Consider the following 16,356-nt stretch of genomic DNA (forward strand, 5'->3'; position numbering starts at 1 on the left):
TTTGTCAGAAGGGCCCGCACGCTTCGGCGTGCGGGCCCTTCTTCCGTCGCGCTGTGCGGCGCGTCGCCTGTCGATGCTTATATCCACCGACCGTCGAGCCACATCCGGGACAGCCAGTCCGAGTACGGAATCACCTTGCCGACGAAGATCGGATAGAAGTACGCGAAGCAGAGCGCCACCAGCAGCACGTACGCCCCCGCCGCGATGCTGCCCACCAGTCGACGCTCGTAACTCGGGTCACCGGGCACCAGCGGCGCCACCGTACCCACGTCACCCCCGGCGGGCGCGATCAGCGCGCCCAGCACGTACACCACGGCCAGCACCAGGAACGGCACCGCCGGTGCGGCGTAGAACGAGAACATCGTCCGGCCGTCGAGGGCGAACCAGAACCAGGGCAGCAGCCCGGCGGCGACGGTGAGCAGGATCGCGCCGGCCCGCCAGTCCCGACGGGCCAGGCCCAGCCAGGCCAGCGCGACCAGGGCGGGCAGGAACGACCACCAGAGCAGCGGGGTGCCGAGCAGCAGGATCTCGGAGGCGCAGGTCGGCGCGCCGCAGGTGCCGTCGCTGGCGTAGTGGAACGCCACCGGACGACCGAGCAGCAGCCACTGCCACGGCCACGACTGGTATTTGTGCGCATCGTCGAGTTGGGCGTGGAACCCGTAGGCCGCGCGGTGGTATTCGAAGAGGTTGATCAGCGGGCCGATCACCGGGCGGTCGCTGAGCGGGGCACTCGGATAGGCCGACGCGAGCCGGTAGTAACCGTCGTCGGTGATCAACCAGCCCGACCAGGTGGCGAGGTAGGTGCCCACCATGAGCACGCCGGCGAGCACCAGCCAGGGCAACTCGTCGAGCAGGGTGTCCCGCCAGGGCCGGCGTACCCCCGCCGAGCGGCGGACGCCGACCTCCCAGAAGAGCACCAGCAGCGCGAAGGCCGGGACGAAATACAGTGCGCTCCACTTCACCGCACAGGCGCAGCCGATCAGCACCCCGGCCGCCAGCCGCCACCACGGCCAGGTGCGCCAACCGGTCGGCGGGCGGCCGGCCCGGCCCGGCAGGCCCGGATCGAGCCCGTCGTCCAGAGCCCGCGCCCAGCGGCGACGGCGGGCGTCCCGATCGAGCACCAACGCGCCGAACGCGGCCAGCACGAAGAAGAGCAGGAAGATGTCGAGCAGCGCCGCGCGGGACAGCACCAGGTGGAAGCCGTCCAGGGCGAGCAGCAGGCCCGCCGCGCAGCCGAGCACCGTCGAGCGGAACATCCGCCGACCGATGCGGACCAGCAGCAGCACCGATAGCGTGCCGATCACCGCCGCCGAGAATCGCCAGCCGAACGCCGGCGCGGTGGTCATCAGGTGCCCGGGGACGGAGACCTTGGACTCGGCGTCCTGGTAGCCGAAGGCCCACTCGCCGAGGCCGATCAGCCACTTGCCCAGCGGCGGGTGCACCACGTACGACGGGACGTTGTCCTTGTAGTTCCACTCCACGCCGCGGGAGATCAGCCCGTAGGCGTCCTTGGCGTAGTACGTCTCGTCGAAGACCTTGCCCCTCGGGCTGGACAGCCCGACGAAGCGCAGGATCGCCGCGATGGCCACCACGACTGCCGTGGCCAGCCAGGAGAACCGGTCTGCCTGGGTGTCGACGGTGGCGAACCGTCGCCGGAGGGCGGCGGCCACCCCGCCGCCCTCGGCGCTCGGTGCCGCCGGCTCCTGGGTGGGGCTGGGCTCGCTCGTCACCTGGATCATCTTGTCCGGATCGGCGCTCGGGCTCTGCGCTGTCGACGCACTCGTCACCCGGCGATCGTAGGCTGCCAAGGTGTCCGGTGGCGTCCGTCGTCCCTGATACCGGTATCCCCAGTAATGAAGGAGACGAATTCGTGGGTGAAATGTCCGAAGTTGGGCGCCTGATTCTGCTCGGTGCTCCACTCGGCAACCCCGCCGACGCCTCGGCCCGACTCCGGGAGGTGCTGAGTAGCGCCGACGTGGTCGCCGCCGAGGACACCCGCCGGCTCACCCGGCTGGCCCGCGACCTCGACATCACCGTCGGCGGTCGCATCGTCTCCTACTTCGAGGGCAACGAGGAGCGGCGCACCCCCGAGCTGGTCGAGGCCATCCTCGGCGGGTACGTGGTGGCGCTGGTCACCGACGGGGGGATGCCCAGCGTCTCCGACCCCGGCTACCGGCTGGTCCGTGCCACCTTGGATGTCGGGGCGCCGGTCACGGTCGCCCCGGGGCCGAGCGCGGTCACCACCGCGCTGGCCGTCTCCGGGCTGCCCTGCGACCGGTTCTGCTTCGAGGGCTTCCTGCCCCGCACCCCCGGCGGGCGACGATCCCGGCTTCGCGCGCTCGCCGCCGAGGAGCGCACCCTGGTCTTCTTCGAGGCGCCGCACCGGATCGGGGCGACACTCACCGACCTGGCCGACGCGTTCGGGGCGGACCGGCCGGCCGCGCTCTGCCGCGAACTCACCAAGACCTACGAGGAGGTGCTCCGCCGCCCGCTCGGCGAGCTGGCCCGGTGGGCCGCCGAGGGGGACCCGCGCGGAGAGATCACCCTGGTGGTGGCCGGAGCACCGGTGACCGTCCCGGAACGCCCGGACGACGACACCCTGCGCGCGGCGGTCGCCGAGCGGGAGGCCGCCGGCCGGTCCCGCCGCGACGCCATCACCGAGGTCGCCACCGAGTACGCGCTGCGCCGCCGGGACGTCTACACGATCGTGCACAGCTGAACCGTCGACGGGGTCAAGATCCGCGCCACGTCGGGGATGCCGCTGTCCCCAGGGCACCCGGAGGCGGCACCCTCGCGGTAGTTGCACGGATCTCGGCGGCGTGCTCACCAGGCGGCGACCAGGAAGCCGACGGTGATCAGCACGGGTCCGGCGACGGCAGCGGTCACGGCCCAGCGGCGGTGCCGACGGCCGGGCAGCCGGGCCGACCCGGTCCACCGGACGATGCCGGCGGTGCAGCCCAGCACCACCAGCAGACCGGGCAGCCAGCGCAGATGCCGGCCCACGCCGGTGTCCGCGTACGCGGTGGTGGCGTCCGGACCGGTCATCCGGGCCGACAGCGGTGTGCCGCCCGCGTTCGCGATGGCGGGCACGCCGCTCACCCGTACGCCGTGCGCGATGAACCGCCCGTCCTGCGCGGTGAACGTCCCCCGGCACCGCTGGGTGAGCCCGTCGCCGGTGCAGTCGTCGATCACCACTGTGCCCACCCGGGCGTGCCCGACCGCGAGCCAGAACGGGCCTGCGCTGACCCAGGCGAAGAAGGCTGCGACCAGGCTCAGCGCCACCAGCGCGGCGAGGCCGGGCAGCGGATCGGGCGGCGGGGCCGACCGGCCCGGTGACCGGCGTCTTGTCGGGCGGAGGTCCGGGTCCCGGTCCGGCGCCGGATCCTCCCGGACCGGGGTGCCGTCCCAGTGCACCTCCTCGATCGGTGCCCAGAAGGCGTCGTCACCGTCCGGGGTGTCACCGTCGGCCCGTCGGCCGCGGTGCCGTCGGCCCTGCTGCCGGACGGGTACTCGACGCGGTATCGCGTCTACCGGCGCCCCGGTGGTCGGTTCCACCTCGACGGCCTCGGTGGCCGCGACCGCCGAGCCGACGGTCGGGCCCGGAGGGCTCGGCCGGGCCGGGCTTGGCACGGGTGCCGCCGGGCTCGGCCGGGCCGGGGTGGGTGTCGGCGCGCCCGGCGTGGGCCGGGCCGGGGTGGCGGCATGTCCCGCCGGCCGGGTCTGTTGCCTCTCCGGCCGGTCGGCCCCGGCCCGCTTGGCCGGGCTCGGTCGTGGGCTGGGACCGGGTCGTGCCGCGGAAGCCGGGTCCGTGCCGGGCACCAGCCGGGGTTGGGGCGCGACCCCGGCACCCCGGGGCGAGGCCGGATCGGAGCCGGGGTCGTCGTCGACCGCCGGCCCGCTGGGACGGTCCTCGTGGTCCCGTGCCGCTCGTCTGCCAGTCACGACGTTCATTGCACACCGGTCCGGAGGGCGGAACGGGCAGCTTGACCGCGTGTCGGCGACAAATCGGACCAATGGTCGAGGTGGTCGGCCCGGTCCGCTGACGCGGCACCCCCTATTGGTTCGCGGGCGCACCGGACGGGTCACTAGGCTTGCTGCTCATGAGTCACGTTCTCGCGGCAGTGGCCTGGCCGTACGCCAACGGCCCCCGCCACATCGGCCACGTCTCCGGTTTCGGCGTTCCCTCCGACGTCTTCGCCCGGTACATGCGGATGGCCGGTCACGACGTGCTCATGGTCTCCGGCACCGACGAGCACGGCACCCCGATCCAGGTGCAGGCCGACGCCGACGGGGTCACCCCGCGCGAGCTGGCCGACCGGTACAACAGGGTGATCGTCGAGGACCTGCACGGTCTCGGTCTCTCCTACGACCTGTTCACCCGCACCACCACCCGCAACCACTACGCGGTGGTGCAGGAGTTGTTCGAGGGGATGTACCGCAACGGCTACATCGTGCCGAAGACCACCATGGGTGCCATCTCCCCGTCCACCGGGCGCACCCTGCCCGACCGCTACATCGAGGGCACCTGCCCGATCTGCGGGTACGACAGCGCCCGGGGCGACCAGTGCGACAACTGCGGCAACCAGCTCGACCCGATCGACCTGATCAACCCGAAGTCGCGGATCAACGGGGAAACCCCGAAGTTCGTCGAGACCGAGCACTTCTTCCTGGACCTGCCCGCCCTGGCCGAGGTGCTGCGGCAGTGGCTGGACACCCGCGAGGGGTGGCGGCCCAACGTGCTGCGGTTCTCCCGCAACCTGCTCGACGACCTCCAGCCCCGGGCGATCACCCGCGACCTGGAGTGGGGCGTGCCGATCCCACTCGACGGCTGGCGGGATCGCCCGGACAAGCGGATCTACGTCTGGTTCGACGCGGTGATCGGCTACCTGTCCGCCTCGATCGAGTGGGCCCGCCGCTCCGGCGACCCGGAGGCGTGGCGGAAGTACTGGTCCGCCGACGGGGAGGGTAAGGACGCCCGGTCCTACTACTTCATGGGCAAGGACAACATCGTCTTCCACTCGGTGATCTGGCCGGCGCTGCTCTCCGGCTACTCCGGCGAGGGCTCCCGCGACGGTGAGCCGGGCGAGCTGGGCCGGCTCAACCTGCCCACCGAGGTCGTGTCGAGTGAGTACCTGACGATGGAGGGGCGCAAGTTCTCCTCGTCCCGCAAGGTGGTCATCTACGTCCGCGACTTCCTGGAGCGCTACGACGCCGACGCGCTGCGCTACTTCATCGCCGCCGCCGGCCCGGAGAGCAACGACACCGACTTCACCTGGGCCGAGTTCCTGCGCCGCAACAACGACGAGCTGGTCGCCGGCTGGGGCAACCTGGTCAACCGGTCCGTCTCGATGGCGGCGAAGAACTTCGGCGCGATCCCGCCGGTCGACCCGGCCGGGCTCACCGACGCCGACGAGGCGCTGCTCGCGGTGGCCCGGGCCGGGTTCGCCACGGTCGGCGACCTGATCGGCCGGCACCGGCAGAAGCAGGCCATCGGTGAGGCCATGAAGGTGGTCGCCGAGGCCAACAAGTATCTGTCCGAGCAGGCGCCGTGGAAGCTCAAGGACGAGGCGGACAAGCCCCGGATGGGCACCATCCTGCACGTCGCCCTCCAGGTGATCAGCGACGCCAACACGCTGCTCACCCCGTTCCTGCCGCACTCCGCGCAGCAGGTGCACGAGCTGCTCGGCGGCACCGGTGTGCACGCCCCGATGCCCGTCATCGAGCAGGTCGACGACCTGGACGGCGGCCCGGCGTACCCCGTGCTCACCGGTGACTACACCGTCGGCGCGCGCTGGGAGTCGGTGCCCATCGAGGCGGGCCGGCCGCTGGCGGCGCCGAAGCCGGTGTTCCGCAAGCTCGACCCGTCGATCGTCGACGAGGAACTGGCCCGGCTGGCGGGCTGAACGCACCAGGCCCCCGGCGGCAGGGCTGCCCTGCCGCCGGGGGAGGTCACATCGCGTACCGGGTGTCCATCACCTGGTCGTCGGTCACCTCGGCGCCGAGCGCCCACGCCTCGTAGACGCCCCGTTCCTGGCACTGCGCGCCGGTCGCCGCCACCGCCTCCGGGTTCGGGAAGCGCAGGCGCACCCGCAGCCAACCGGCCTCCTCCCGCAGCACCAGGCAGGGCACCCCCCGCCACTGGGCGAACCGGAGCCGCCGGGCCACCGCGTCCACCGGGTAGCGCGCCGCCCGGGTCATCGCCAGCACCCGGAACCCGCCGGGCAGGTCGGCCACCGCCTCGTACTCGGTGTCGCCGTAGAGGCCGACCAGTTGGGTGGAGCGCGGCGCGTCCCCGTTCGGCACGTACTCCTGGTCCGGCGAGAGGCCCGGCACCCCGGCCAACAGGTGCCGCCACTGCGGGCCCACCATCCGCAGCCATCCGCGCTGCTCGGCCTGGTAGGTGTAGAGCACGACCTCCGCCCCCTCCGCCGGGTAGGCGATCAGGGCGGCGTTCGACGGCATCGGCAGGTCGGCGAAGTCCCGGGTGATGAACTCCGGGATGAGCTGGCCGTTGCTCGGCACGAAGCCCGTGCCCAGCACCGGCGCCCCGAGCCGGTCCCGGGACGCCAGCGCGGTCAGACCGCGGTGCGCCTCGCCCACCGGCACGTCGTAGTCGCCCGGGTCGGACGCCCGCCACCGCAGCGCGTACGTCACCTCCGGGCCCTCCCGGCCGACGTCACCGTCGGTGCGCAGCACCTTCGTCGTGGTCGGCGTACGCAGGTGCGCCACGTCGTACTCGCGGTAGCAGAATCCGTGCGGCAGCCAGCCCCGCACATAGCCGGCGAGCTGTTGGGCGGAAAGAATTTTCACCATGCGGGTGCCCCGCCGGACCACCGCCGACGCGCGCGCCACCGTCAGCACCGGGTCGGTCGCGGCGGCCGGCTGCTGGCTGAGCTGGTGCAGGTACGCCCAACCCCGCTCGCGATGCGCGGGCATCATCAGCGGGACCTCCGGCTCGTCGGCCGGCTCGGCGGCCCCGTGCACCGCGGTCACCTCGCTGACGTGCACGAACCGGCGCCACGGCAGCGCGCTGCCCGGCCGGGGCGCCCACTCGAAGCCGGCCACCTCGTCGGCGCTGAACAGTTCGTACGCGGCGCCCCGGGCGATCTCCTCGGCCGGGTACACGCCGCCGCCGAACGCCACCTGCAACCCGGTACGTTCGCCGGCGGTCCCGCCGGCCTGGGGGGTGACGCTCATGCCGCCGTCTCCCTCTCCCTCAACGAGATGCCGTGTCGGCCCGGTTCGCTCGCTCACTGGCGACCGTAGAGTCGCGCGGCGTAGTCGAGGTGAACGCCGGGTGGCGGGTAGATGGACAGGCCCGGTGTGTGATGCTGTCGCTGATGAGCGAGCCCACTGAATCGCGCCGAGAGCGCGCCGCCCGGCGGGCCGGAGAGTTTCCGCCCGCCCCCGAGCCGCTGCCCCGGGCGGTACTGGACAGCCACACCCACCTGGACATCACGGTCAGCGAGGCCGGTGTGCCCGGCGGGGGGTCGGCCGGCGACCCGGTCGCGGTGGCGATCGAGTTGGCCACCAGGGTCGGGGTGGACCGGCTGGTCCAGGTGGGCGTCGACGTCGCCTCGTCCCAGTGGGGCGCGGACATCGCCGAGCGGTATCCCGCCGTGCTGGCCACCGTGGCGTTGCACCCCAACGAGGCGCCCCGGCTGACCGACCTCGACGAGGCGCTGCGGCAGATCGAGTCGCTGGCCGCCCACGATCGGGTCCGGGGGATCGGCGAGACCGGAATGGACTTCTTCCGGACCGGCGACGAGGGGCGTGCCGCACAGGAGGAGAGCTTCCGGGCGCACATCGCCATCGCCAAGCGGTACGGCAAGGCACTGGTCATCCACGACCGGGACGCCCACAAGGACGTACTGCGGATCCTGGACGACGAGGGCGCGCCGGACCGGGTGGTGCTGCACTGCTTCTCCGGTGACGCCGACTTCGCCCGCGAGTGCGTCCGCCGTGGTTACCTGCTCAGCTTCGCTGGCACCGTCACGTTCGGCAGCGCCGCCGCGCTGCGCGAGGCCGCCGCGCTCACCCCCGTCGACCAGATCCTGGTGGAGACCGACGCCCCGTACCTCACCCCGACGCCGCACCGTGGTCGGCCGAACGCGTCGTACCTGATTCCGTTGACCGTCCGGGCGCTCGCCCAGACCACCGGCACCGATCTGGACGAGCTGTGCGCGGCCATCTCCGCCACCGGCGACCGGGCTTTCGGCCCGTGGTGAGCCCGGCCCGACGGTCGATGCCGGCCCCGTCGTTACGCTTCCACGCATGACCGGTCTCCTCGGCCCGGCGGAGATCCGGGAACTCGCCGCCCGGCTGGGTGTCGCGCCCACCAAGAAGCTGGGCCAGAACTTCGTGCACGACCCGAACACCGTGCGCCGGATCGTCACCGCGGCCGGTCTGACCCCCGACGACGTGGCCCTGGAAGTCGGCCCTGGGCTCGGCTCGCTGACCCTGGGGTTGTTGCCGATCGCCGGGCACGTGCACGCCGTGGAGATCGATCCGGTGCTGGCCGGTGCGCTGCCGGAGACCGCCGCGCGGCACGCCGCCGCGGACGCCGACCGGCTCACCGTGCACCGCGCGGACGCCCTGCGCGTCGACGCCGCCGAGTTGGCCGACCCGCCGCCGACCGCGCTGGTGGCGAACCTGCCCTACAACGTCGCGGTGCCCGTGGTGCTGCACCTGCTCGCCGTGCTGCCCACCCTGCGGCACGGCCTGGTCATGGTGCAGAAGGAGGTCGCCGACCGGCTGGTCGCCGGTCCCGGCTCCAAGGTGTACGGAATCCCGTCGGTCAAACTCGCCTGGTACGCCCAGGCCCGGGGCGCCGGACGGGTTCCCCCGAACGTGTTCTGGCCGGTGCCCAACGTCGACTCCGGCCTGGTCGCCTTCACCTGCCACGAACCGCCCCGAGTCGACGTACCCCGGGAACGGGTCTTCGCCGTGGTCGACGCGGCGTTCGCGCAGCGGCGCAAGACGCTGCGCGCCGCGTTGGCCGGCTGGGCCGGTAGCGCGGACCGGGCCGCCGCCGCGCTCACCGCGGCCGGCGTCGACCCCGGTGCCCGGGGGGAGTCCCTCACCGTCGAGCAGTTCGCCGCCATCGCCGCGTCGGCTCCGGTCGGTACGCCGGGCGCGAAGTAGGCTGACGCCCGTGCCCGCCGAGGACGCCGAGGAGCTGATCGTGGCCAAGCCGTTCGACATCCGCCTGCGCTTGCGGGACGTCACCCCGTGACCGAGGCCTGGCGTCCGGACGGCGAGGACGAGCGACGCGGGGCCATCGGGCCGGTGAAGGTCCGGGTGCCCGCGAAGGTCAATCTGCACCTCGGGGTGGGCCCTCTGCGCCGGGACGGCTACCACGAGCTGAACACCGTCTACCACGCCATCTCGATCTACGACGAGTTGACCGCCCGTCGGGGTGACACGCTCGCCCTGACCATGGAGGGCGAGGGCACCGGCGAGCTGGCCCTGGACGACACCAACCTGGTGATCCGCGCGGCGCACGCCCTCGCCGGGTACGCGGGTGTGCTGCCGCACGCCCGGCTGCACCTGCGCAAGCAGATCCCGCTCGCCGGCGGGCTGGCCGGCGGCAGCGCCGACGCGGCCGCCGCGCTGGTGGCCTGTGACGCTCTCTGGGGCACCGGGCTGTCCCGCGACGAGCTGGCCGGGATCGCCGCCGACCTCGGCTCCGACGTGCCGTTCCTGATCTACGGGGGCACCGCGCTGGGCACCGGCCGGGGTGAGGCGATCAGCCCGGTGTTGGCCCGCCCGACCACCTGGCACTGGGTGGTGGCGATCGCCGACGTCGGTCTCTCCACCCCCGCCGCGTACCGCGAGTTGGACCGGCTGCGCGACTCCGGTGCCTCCGGTGCCCCGCTGGGCCCCACCGACGCCCTGCTGGGCGCGCTGCGTCAACGCGACCCCCGGGTGCTCGCCCGGACGCTCGGCAACGACCTCCAGGACGCCGCCCTGGCCATGCACCCGGCGCTGGCCGACACCCTCAAGGCCGGCGAGGAGGCCGGAGCGCTTACCGGGATCGTCTCCGGCTCCGGCCCGACCTGCGTGTTCCTCGCCGCCGACGCGGCCGACGCGGAGCGGATCGCCGCCGAGTTGACCGCCGCGGACGTGTGCCGGGAGGCGCGGGTCGCACACGGCCCGGTCGCCGGCGCCCGCGTCGGCTGACGGTACGTCCCACCGGCCCTCCGGGCGCGCGGCGCGGTCGCCCGGGGTGTCCGCGTACCCTTGGGGGAGGCGTCCAGGTGCCCGCCGGCACCGGGACGCCTTGATCATGAAGGGTGGAACGTGGCGAACATCGTCAATCTGGACCGGGTGTCCAAGGGGTACGGCGCGGCAGGGCGGCTGCTCACGGACGTCTCGCTCGGCCTGGACGACGCCGACCGGATCGGCGTGGTCGGCCTCAACGGCGCCGGCAAGTCCACCCTGCTGCGGCTGCTGACCAAGCAGGAGGGCCCCGACGACGGCCGGGTGACGCACCGCCGCGACCTGCGCGTGCTGTGGCTGCCGCAGCAGCTCACGCTCGCCCCCGACGCCACCGTCCGGGACGTGGTGCTGGGCACCGCCTGGCTCGCCGAGGGCATGGGCGCCGAGCACGAGTGGGCCGGCGACGCCGGGGTGCGTGCCATCCTCGACGGTCTCGGCATGCCGCACCTGGGTCTCGACCAGCCGGTCGGCCCGATGTCCGGTGGCGAACGACGCCGGGTGGCGCTCGCCGCGCTGCTCGTCCGCGACTCCGATCTGCTCATCCTCGACGAGCCGACCAACCATCTCGACGTCGGCGGTGTCGACTGGCTGGCCCGGCACCTGGTCGGCCGTAAGGGCTCCCTGGTGGTGGTCACCCACGACCGGTGGTTCCTCGACGCGGTCTGCACCACCACCTGGGAGGTCGCGGACCAGACCGTTCGCGCCTACGAGGGTGGCTTCGCCGCCTGGACCCTGGCCCGAGCCGAGCGCGAGCGCGTCGCCGCCGCGACCGAGGCCCGCCGGCAGAACCTCCTCCGCAAGGAGATCGCCTGGCTGCGCCGTGGCCCGCCGGCCCGAACCTCCAAGCCGCAGTTCCGCATCGACGCCGCGAACGCGTTAATCGCCGACGTGCCGCCGGCACGGGACACCATGTCCCTGCAACGGATGGCCGTCTCCCGGCTCGGCAAGCAGGTGTACGAGCTGGAGAACGTCGAGCTGCACGCCGGCCCCAAGGAGATCCTGCGCGACGTGACCTGGCTGGTCGGTCCGGGCGACCGGATCGCCATCCTCGGCGCCAACGGCGCCGGCAAGACCACGTTGCTGCGGATGCTCGCCGGTATCACCCGCCCCGACGGTGGCCGTCTCGGTACCGGCTCCACCGTGCGGCCCGCGTTCCTGTCCCAGGAGCTCGCCGAGCTGCCCGGGCACCTGCGCGTGCTCGAAGCCGTCGAGGAGGTCGCCCGCCGGGTGCAGCTCGGTGACCGGGAGGTCTCCGCGTCCCAGCTCGCGGAGGTGTTCGGCTTCGACGACCGCCGGCTCTGGACCCCGGTGAGCGACCTCTCCGGTGGGGAACGCCGCCGGTTGCAGATGCTGCGGCTGCTCGCGGGAGAGCCCAACGTCCTGCTCTTCGACGAGCCCACCAACGACCTGGACACCGACACCCTCGCCGCGTTGGAGGACCTGCTCGACTCGTGGCCCGGCACGATCATCGTGGCGAGCCACGACCGCTACCTGATCGAGCGGGTCACCGACACGGCGTACGGCATGTTCGGCGACGGCCGGCTGGTGCACCTGCCGGGCGGTGTGGACGAGTACCTCGCGCGGACCGCGGAGCGGGCCGGTACCACCCGGCCCGGTGCCAACCCGACCGCCACGCCCAGCGGGCCGACCGCGAGCGGCATGTCCGCCGCCGAGGTCCGCCAGGCCCGCAAGGAACTGAGCCGGCTGGAGCGGCAGCTCGGCAAACTCGACCAGCGCGAGACCACGTTGCTCGACCAGCTCGCGGCGGACGCCACCGACTACGCCCGGGTCGCCGAATTGGACGCCCAGCTCAAGGATCTGCGCGCCGAGCGGGAGCGGATCGAGGAGAGCTGGATGACTCTCGCCGAGGACCTTCCCGAGAGCTGACCGGCCGGGCGCGCCGGCCCGGGGCCGTGTGCGGCGTCACACCGCCACGTGCGCGACAATCGTCGGCGACACCTCACCCCACGGCGTTGGAGACACAGACATGGCCCACACCCCCGTCAACCACCCCGCGCGGCCGATCTACCGGGCGATCGGCGGGCTCACCGGTCTGTACCTGGTCGTCTTCGGTGTGCTCGGCATCGTCGAGAGCACCGGCAACGAGATCCTCGCCCAGGACGGCACCCGGGTCCTCGGTCAGGGCACCAACCTCGGCTTCTCGCTGCTCAGCGTGCTGCTCGGGATCGTCGTGCTGGTCGGCACCGCGCTCGGCCGCAACATCGACGTGGCGATCAACCAGTGGCTGGCGTACGCCCTGATGGTGATCGGCCTGGGTGGTCTCGCGTTCATCCGGACCGACGCCAACATCTTCAACTTCAGCATCACCACGGTGGTCGTGGTGCTGACGGCTTCCCTGGTGCTGCTCATGGTCGGCATGTACGGCAAGGTTGGCACGGACGAGGAGGCGGAGGCGTTCCAGAAGGCTCGCCTCGTGCTCTGATCTTTTGGTCGCGGCCTTGGTTTTCGCCGGAGCCCGAGCTGCTCCGGGCGGTCAGGCTTGATCCCTGCGCAGCTCGGGCTCCGGCGAAACCTGACCTGGTCCGGCCTTCGGCGGACCTCCGGCATTGTGGTTCTTCGGACAGCCGGTTCTACCCTGGGCGACAATCCTCCTGAAACGGTCAAACTCAGGTGGATGGGGTCTCGGGTATGCCGCACTTTCCGGTCAACCATCCGGCACGGCCGCTCTACCGGGTCCTCTCCGGTCTGGTCGGCGTCTACATCCTGGTCTTCGGCGTCTGGGGCGTCGCCGAGACGATCGGCGACCCGCTCTTCGCCCGGACCAGCACCTGGGCCCTCGGGCTCCGGACCAACCTGGCCTTCTCGCTCGCCTCGGTGATCTTCGGAATCGTCCTGATCATCGGGGCGTCGCGACGGAGCAACCTCGGCCACTACATGAACCTCACCGCGGGTGTGGTGTTCCTGGTGACCAGCATCCTGATGATGTCAGTGCTGCAGACCGACGCGAACTTCCTCAACTTCTCGATGTCGACAGTGGTCGTGTCGATGCTGTTCGGTCTGATCCTGTTCGGCACCGGCCTGTACGACAAGGTCGGCCCGGCCGAGCACGCCGAGGCGGAGCTGGAACGCCGTAAACACCCGGTGGCCGACGCCCACCGCCGCTGAGCGGGGCTCAGCGGCGGCGGGCGGTGATCAGGGTCGGCTTCGCCTCCAGGTGCGACAGCCCGTTCCACGCCAGGTTGACGAGGTGCGCCGCCACCGTCTCCTTGCGCGGCTTGCGCACCTCCAGCCACCAGCGCCCGGTCAGGGCCACCATGCCGACGAGCGCCTGTGAGTAGAGCTCGGCGAGTTTCGGGTCGTACCCCCGGCTCTTGAACTCGGCGCCCAGGATGTGCTCGACCTGGTGCGCCACGTCGTTCATCACGCTGCTGAAGTTGGCCGTGCCGGACATCAGTGGCGACTCGCGGACCAGGACCCGGAAGCCGCTGGTCTCCTCCTCGATGTAACCCAGCAGGGCCAACGCCGCCTGTTCCAGCAGCTCCCGTGGGTGCCCGGCGGTGAGCGCCGTGGTGATCCGGTCCAGTAGGGCCCGGACCTCCCGATCCACCACCACCGCGTACAGCCCCTCCTTGCCGCCGAAGTGCTCGTAGACGACCGGCTTGGAGACCTTGGCGCGAGCGGCCACCTCCTCGATCGAGGTGGCGTCGAAGCCGCGCTCGGCGAAGAGCTGCCGGCCGGTCGCGATCAACTGCTCCCGTCGCTGGGCCGCCGACATGCGCACCCGGGAGGTGGGTTTGGCCTTCGGTGCCGGGGTGGGCGGCGTTGCCCGCCGGCCGCCGACACCGTCGCCGCCGTCAGTGACCTCGGGCATGTCGCCGCCTCGCTGGCGCTCGGTGACGCCCTGCCGTGGGATGGTGCCTCCGCTGTGCCCGTTCACGTCGTCGCCTCACTGTCGGGCGGTCCGACCGCCCTGCCGCGTCCTCGGACCGTATCCGAATCGCACCCGGCTCCCCGTCGGCCGGGCCGTCCGGTCCCCCCGCGTGGCTCGGTCATCTGGCCATCCTGCCAGGCGGCATCTCGGCGCACCGCCCGGTTTTACCGGGGTGCGACCGGCTTCACCAGCTTCGCGGCGAGGCGTTCCGGCTTCGGCCAGCGCACCTGCGTCGCCGCGCCGACCTTCTCGAACAGCCAGATCACCCGGGCGGAGATGTCCACCTGGCCACGCAGGACGCCGTGCCGTGCGCTGGTCGGGTCGGCGTGGTGCAGGTTGTGCCAGCTCTCGCCGAACGACAGGATCGCCAGCGGCCAGAAGTTCGACGCGCGGTCGCCCTGACGCATCGCGAAGGGCCGCTCGCCGTAGACGTGGCAGACCGAGTTGATCGCCCAGGTGACGTGGTGCAGCAGGCCGATCCGGACCAGCCCGGCCCAGAAGAACGCGGTCAGCGCGCCCTGCCACGACCAGGTCACCAGGCCGCCGATCAGCGCCGGGCCGAGCAGTGAGACGGCCACCAGCGCGGGGAAGAGGCGGTCGACCCGGCTGATGTCACGGTCGGCGATCAGGTCTGGTGCGAAACGCTCGCGGTTGGACAGTTCGCGGCGGAACAGCCAGCCCACGTGCGCGTGGAACAGGCCCCGGCTCAACGCCCAGAAGCTGGTGCCGAAGCGCCACGGGGAGTGCGGGTCGCCCTCCAGGTCGGAGAACGCGTGGTGCCGGCGGTGGTCGGCGACCCACTGGATGATTTCGCCCTGCACCGCCAGCGAACCCGCGACCGCCAGCGTCACCCGTAGCCACCGCTTGGCCTTGAACGAGCCGTGCGTGAAGTAGCGGTGGAAGCCGACGGTGATGCCGAGCCCGGAGACGACGTACCAGACCAGGCCGATGATCACGTCGGTCCAGCCGAGCCAGCCGCCCCAGGCAACCGGCACGGCGACCAGCAGGGCGACGAAGGGGATCACCACGAAGGCCCACAGTGCGGCCAGGATGCCGGGGGACTGGCTGCCGTCGGTGAGGGGCTTGGGGCCCGGTGCGGCGGGGTTGGGATCGAGCAGGGCAGTGGACATGGGACCTCGCAGGGGGATGGTGACGATCACTAAGTTACGCCTACGTCACCGTAACTTACGGCACCGTAGATCGCACGGGAATGTTCGGACAGAGTGTCGTACGTCAGTCCTAAAATGCTGTTCATGACTGATTCTCTGGCCGCTGAAGTGCGTCGGTTACGCACCGAGGAGCAGTTGTCCGTCCGCCAGATCCAAGCCCGGACCGGCATCGGCAAAGATCGTGCGCGCGATGCTGCGCGGGGTTCCTCCGCCGGCCCGGCCCCGGCGACCGAATGCGAAGGACGAGTTGCGTGATCAGGCTGAGCGCCTGCGGCTCGGTGGCCTGTCGATTCCGGTTATCGCCGAGCGACTGGGGATCAGTCGGTCCACCGCATACCTGTGGCTGCGCCACCTTCCACTCGACGCGAACAGTGCGGCGGCTCTGGTTCGGCGCAGAGCGCATTCGAAGGCCATGGCCGACGCCCGATGGTCAGCTCACCGGGAGGCGCGGGATGCCGCGCGGCAGGAGACGATCGAGGCAGCTGCTGCCTGGGTGAAGCAGCTGCGCTACCGAGAGCTAATCACGGTCGGTGCGGCGATCTACTGGGCCGAGGGTGCCAAGGCCAAGCCGTGGCGCCCCAACGACTGTCGAGTCCGGTTCGTCAACAGCGACCCGATGCTCATCGGTCTTTTCCTCCGCTTCACAGAGGCGATGGGGGTGGACAAGCGGACCTTGCGGTACCGCGTCAGCATTCACGAGTCAGCCGACCCGGCGGCCCCGGCCTGTTGGTGGGCCGAGCAGGTCGGCGTGTCGGTCGACGAGTTCCAGCCCACCGCGCTCAAGCGTCACAACCCGGGCACCAACCGACACAACACCGGGATCGATTACCGGGGGTGCCTCGTGGTTGAGGTGCCCAAGTCGACGCGGCTCTACTGGAAGATCGAAGGGATCATGAAGGGGATGAGTGATGGCGTGGCGGCGGATGAGCGCTAAGGTGTAGCCGCAGGATGTCATCCTGAGGCGACGGTGTTCCGACGTCGTGATCGGCCGTGGTGAAATTGGCATCACCCAAGATTTTGGCTCTTGAGTTTCAGGTTCGAACCCTGGCGGCCGAGCAGCTAGTCAACAACCTC

General features: G+C 71.7%; 14 protein-coding genes and 1 tRNA gene. 10 read left to right on the forward strand and 5 right to left on the reverse strand.

The features are described 5' to 3' along the window. Positions 1-77: 77 nt before the first annotated feature. Positions 78-1,739, reverse strand: coding sequence for a phospholipid carrier-dependent glycosyltransferase (locus tag O7614_RS05445; protein ID WP_278142154.1), 1,662 nt, complete (start codon positions 1,737-1,739; stop codon positions 78-80). Between the two features lie 131 nt (positions 1,740-1,870). Here O7614_RS05445 and rsmI point away from each other — a divergent pair, with 131 nt between their 5' ends. Further along, positions 1,871-2,719: a 16S rRNA (cytidine(1402)-2'-O)-methyltransferase gene (rsmI, locus tag O7614_RS05450; protein WP_278137396.1), complete on the forward strand. Its 849-nt coding sequence runs from the start codon at positions 1,871-1,873 to the stop codon at positions 2,717-2,719. Between the two features lie 104 nt (positions 2,720-2,823). On the opposite strand, the gene O7614_RS05455 is transcribed toward rsmI, so the two are convergent. After that, on the reverse strand, positions 2,824-3,942 hold the full coding sequence (locus O7614_RS05455; protein ID WP_278137397.1) for a hypothetical protein: 1,119 nt from the start codon (positions 3,940-3,942) through the stop codon (positions 2,824-2,826). Between the two features lie 158 nt (positions 3,943-4,100). Between O7614_RS05455 and metG the strand changes: the two genes are divergently transcribed. Next, entirely contained in the window at positions 4,101-5,903 is a 1,803-nt protein-coding gene (gene metG, locus O7614_RS05460) for a methionine--tRNA ligase (RefSeq protein WP_278137398.1), read from the forward strand. Positions 5,904-5,949: 46 nt separating this feature from the next. Here metG and O7614_RS05465 read toward each other — a convergent pair whose 3' ends face one another. Further along, positions 5,950-7,197 carry a hypothetical protein gene (locus tag O7614_RS05465; RefSeq protein WP_278137399.1) on the reverse strand — a complete coding sequence of 416 codons (1,248 nt, stop codon included), beginning with the start codon at positions 7,195-7,197 and terminating at the stop codon, positions 5,950-5,952. A gap of 131 nt (positions 7,198-7,328) precedes the next feature. On the opposite strand from O7614_RS05465, the gene O7614_RS05470 reads away from it, so the two are divergent. From O7614_RS05470 to O7614_RS05495, 6 genes are all read left to right on the forward strand, one after another. After that, positions 7,329-8,228, forward strand: a complete 900-nt coding sequence (locus tag O7614_RS05470) for a TatD family hydrolase (protein WP_278137400.1) — start codon at positions 7,329-7,331, stop codon at positions 8,226-8,228. 46 nt (positions 8,229-8,274) lie between these two features. Next, complete coding sequence (gene rsmA, locus O7614_RS05475; protein ID WP_278137401.1) at positions 8,275-9,144, forward strand: 16S rRNA (adenine(1518)-N(6)/adenine(1519)-N(6))-dimethyltransferase RsmA; 870 nt, start codon at positions 8,275-8,277, stop codon at positions 9,142-9,144. A gap of 87 nt (positions 9,145-9,231) precedes the next feature. Beyond that, positions 9,232-10,182 carry a 4-(cytidine 5'-diphospho)-2-C-methyl-D-erythritol kinase gene (locus tag O7614_RS05480; RefSeq protein ID WP_278137402.1) on the forward strand — a complete coding sequence of 317 codons (951 nt, stop codon included), beginning with the start codon at positions 9,232-9,234 and terminating at the stop codon, positions 10,180-10,182. Between the two features lie 120 nt (positions 10,183-10,302). Next, positions 10,303-12,108 (forward strand): ABC-F family ATP-binding cassette domain-containing protein, encoded by a 1,806-nt coding sequence (locus tag O7614_RS05485; RefSeq protein WP_278137403.1) that lies wholly within the window; start codon positions 10,303-10,305, stop codon positions 12,106-12,108. Positions 12,109-12,208: 100 nt separating this feature from the next. Then, positions 12,209-12,664, forward strand: a complete 456-nt coding sequence (locus tag O7614_RS05490; RefSeq protein WP_278137404.1) for a DUF4383 domain-containing protein — start codon at positions 12,209-12,211, stop codon at positions 12,662-12,664. Positions 12,665-12,870: 206 nt separating this feature from the next. Beyond that, positions 12,871-13,347, forward strand: a complete 477-nt coding sequence (locus tag O7614_RS05495) for a DUF4383 domain-containing protein (RefSeq protein ID WP_278137405.1) — start codon at positions 12,871-12,873, stop codon at positions 13,345-13,347. A gap of 7 nt (positions 13,348-13,354) precedes the next feature. Here O7614_RS05495 and O7614_RS05500 read toward each other — a convergent pair whose 3' ends face one another. Together O7614_RS05500 and O7614_RS05505 are read right to left on the reverse strand one after the other, a co-directional pair. Continuing rightward, entirely contained in the window at positions 13,355-14,053 is a 699-nt protein-coding gene (locus O7614_RS05500) for a TetR/AcrR family transcriptional regulator (protein ID WP_278137406.1), read from the reverse strand. A gap of 224 nt (positions 14,054-14,277) precedes the next feature. Continuing rightward, positions 14,278-15,243 (reverse strand): acyl-CoA desaturase, encoded by a 966-nt coding sequence (locus O7614_RS05505; RefSeq protein WP_278137407.1) that lies wholly within the window; start codon positions 15,241-15,243, stop codon positions 14,278-14,280. A gap of 229 nt (positions 15,244-15,472) precedes the next feature. On the opposite strand from O7614_RS05505, the gene O7614_RS05510 reads away from it, so the two are divergent. Next, positions 15,473-16,216, forward strand: a complete 744-nt coding sequence (locus O7614_RS05510) for a helix-turn-helix domain-containing protein (protein ID WP_278142155.1) — start codon at positions 15,473-15,475, stop codon at positions 16,214-16,216. Between the two features lie 50 nt (positions 16,217-16,266). Further along, positions 16,267-16,338: transfer RNA gene (locus O7614_RS05515), tRNA-Gln, on the forward strand. The last annotated feature ends 18 nt before the right edge of the window (positions 16,339-16,356 follow it).

It is taken from the genome of Micromonospora sp. WMMD961, assembly GCF_029626145.1.
GTDB lineage: Bacteria > Actinomycetota > Actinomycetes > Mycobacteriales > Micromonosporaceae > Micromonospora.

Bases quoted from the DNA above. Each gene is read 5' to 3' on its own strand.
- O7614_RS05445 (WP_278142154.1), bottom strand. From the start codon at position 1,739: ATGATCCAGGTGACGAGCGAGCCCAGCCCCACCCAGGAGCCGGCGGCA.
- metG (WP_278137398.1), top strand. From the start codon at position 4,101: ATGAGTCACGTTCTCGCGGCAGTGGCCTGGCCGTACGCCAACGGCCCC.
- O7614_RS05465 (WP_278137399.1), bottom strand. From the start codon at position 7,197: ATGAGCGTCACCCCCCAGGCCGGCGGGACCGCCGGCGAACGTACCGGG.
- O7614_RS05470 (WP_278137400.1), top strand. From the start codon at position 7,329: ATGCTGTCGCTGATGAGCGAGCCCACTGAATCGCGCCGAGAGCGCGCC.
- rsmA (WP_278137401.1), top strand. From the start codon at position 8,275: ATGACCGGTCTCCTCGGCCCGGCGGAGATCCGGGAACTCGCCGCCCGG.
- O7614_RS05490 (WP_278137404.1), top strand. From the start codon at position 12,209: ATGGCCCACACCCCCGTCAACCACCCCGCGCGGCCGATCTACCGGGCG.
- O7614_RS05495 (WP_278137405.1), top strand. From the start codon at position 12,871: ATGCCGCACTTTCCGGTCAACCATCCGGCACGGCCGCTCTACCGGGTC.
- O7614_RS05500 (WP_278137406.1), bottom strand. From the start codon at position 14,053: ATGCCCGAGGTCACTGACGGCGGCGACGGTGTCGGCGGCCGGCGGGCA.
- O7614_RS05505 (WP_278137407.1), bottom strand. From the start codon at position 15,243: ATGTCCACTGCCCTGCTCGATCCCAACCCCGCCGCACCGGGCCCCAAG.
- O7614_RS05510 (WP_278142155.1), top strand. From the start codon at position 15,473: ATGCTGCGCGGGGTTCCTCCGCCGGCCCGGCCCCGGCGACCGAATGCG.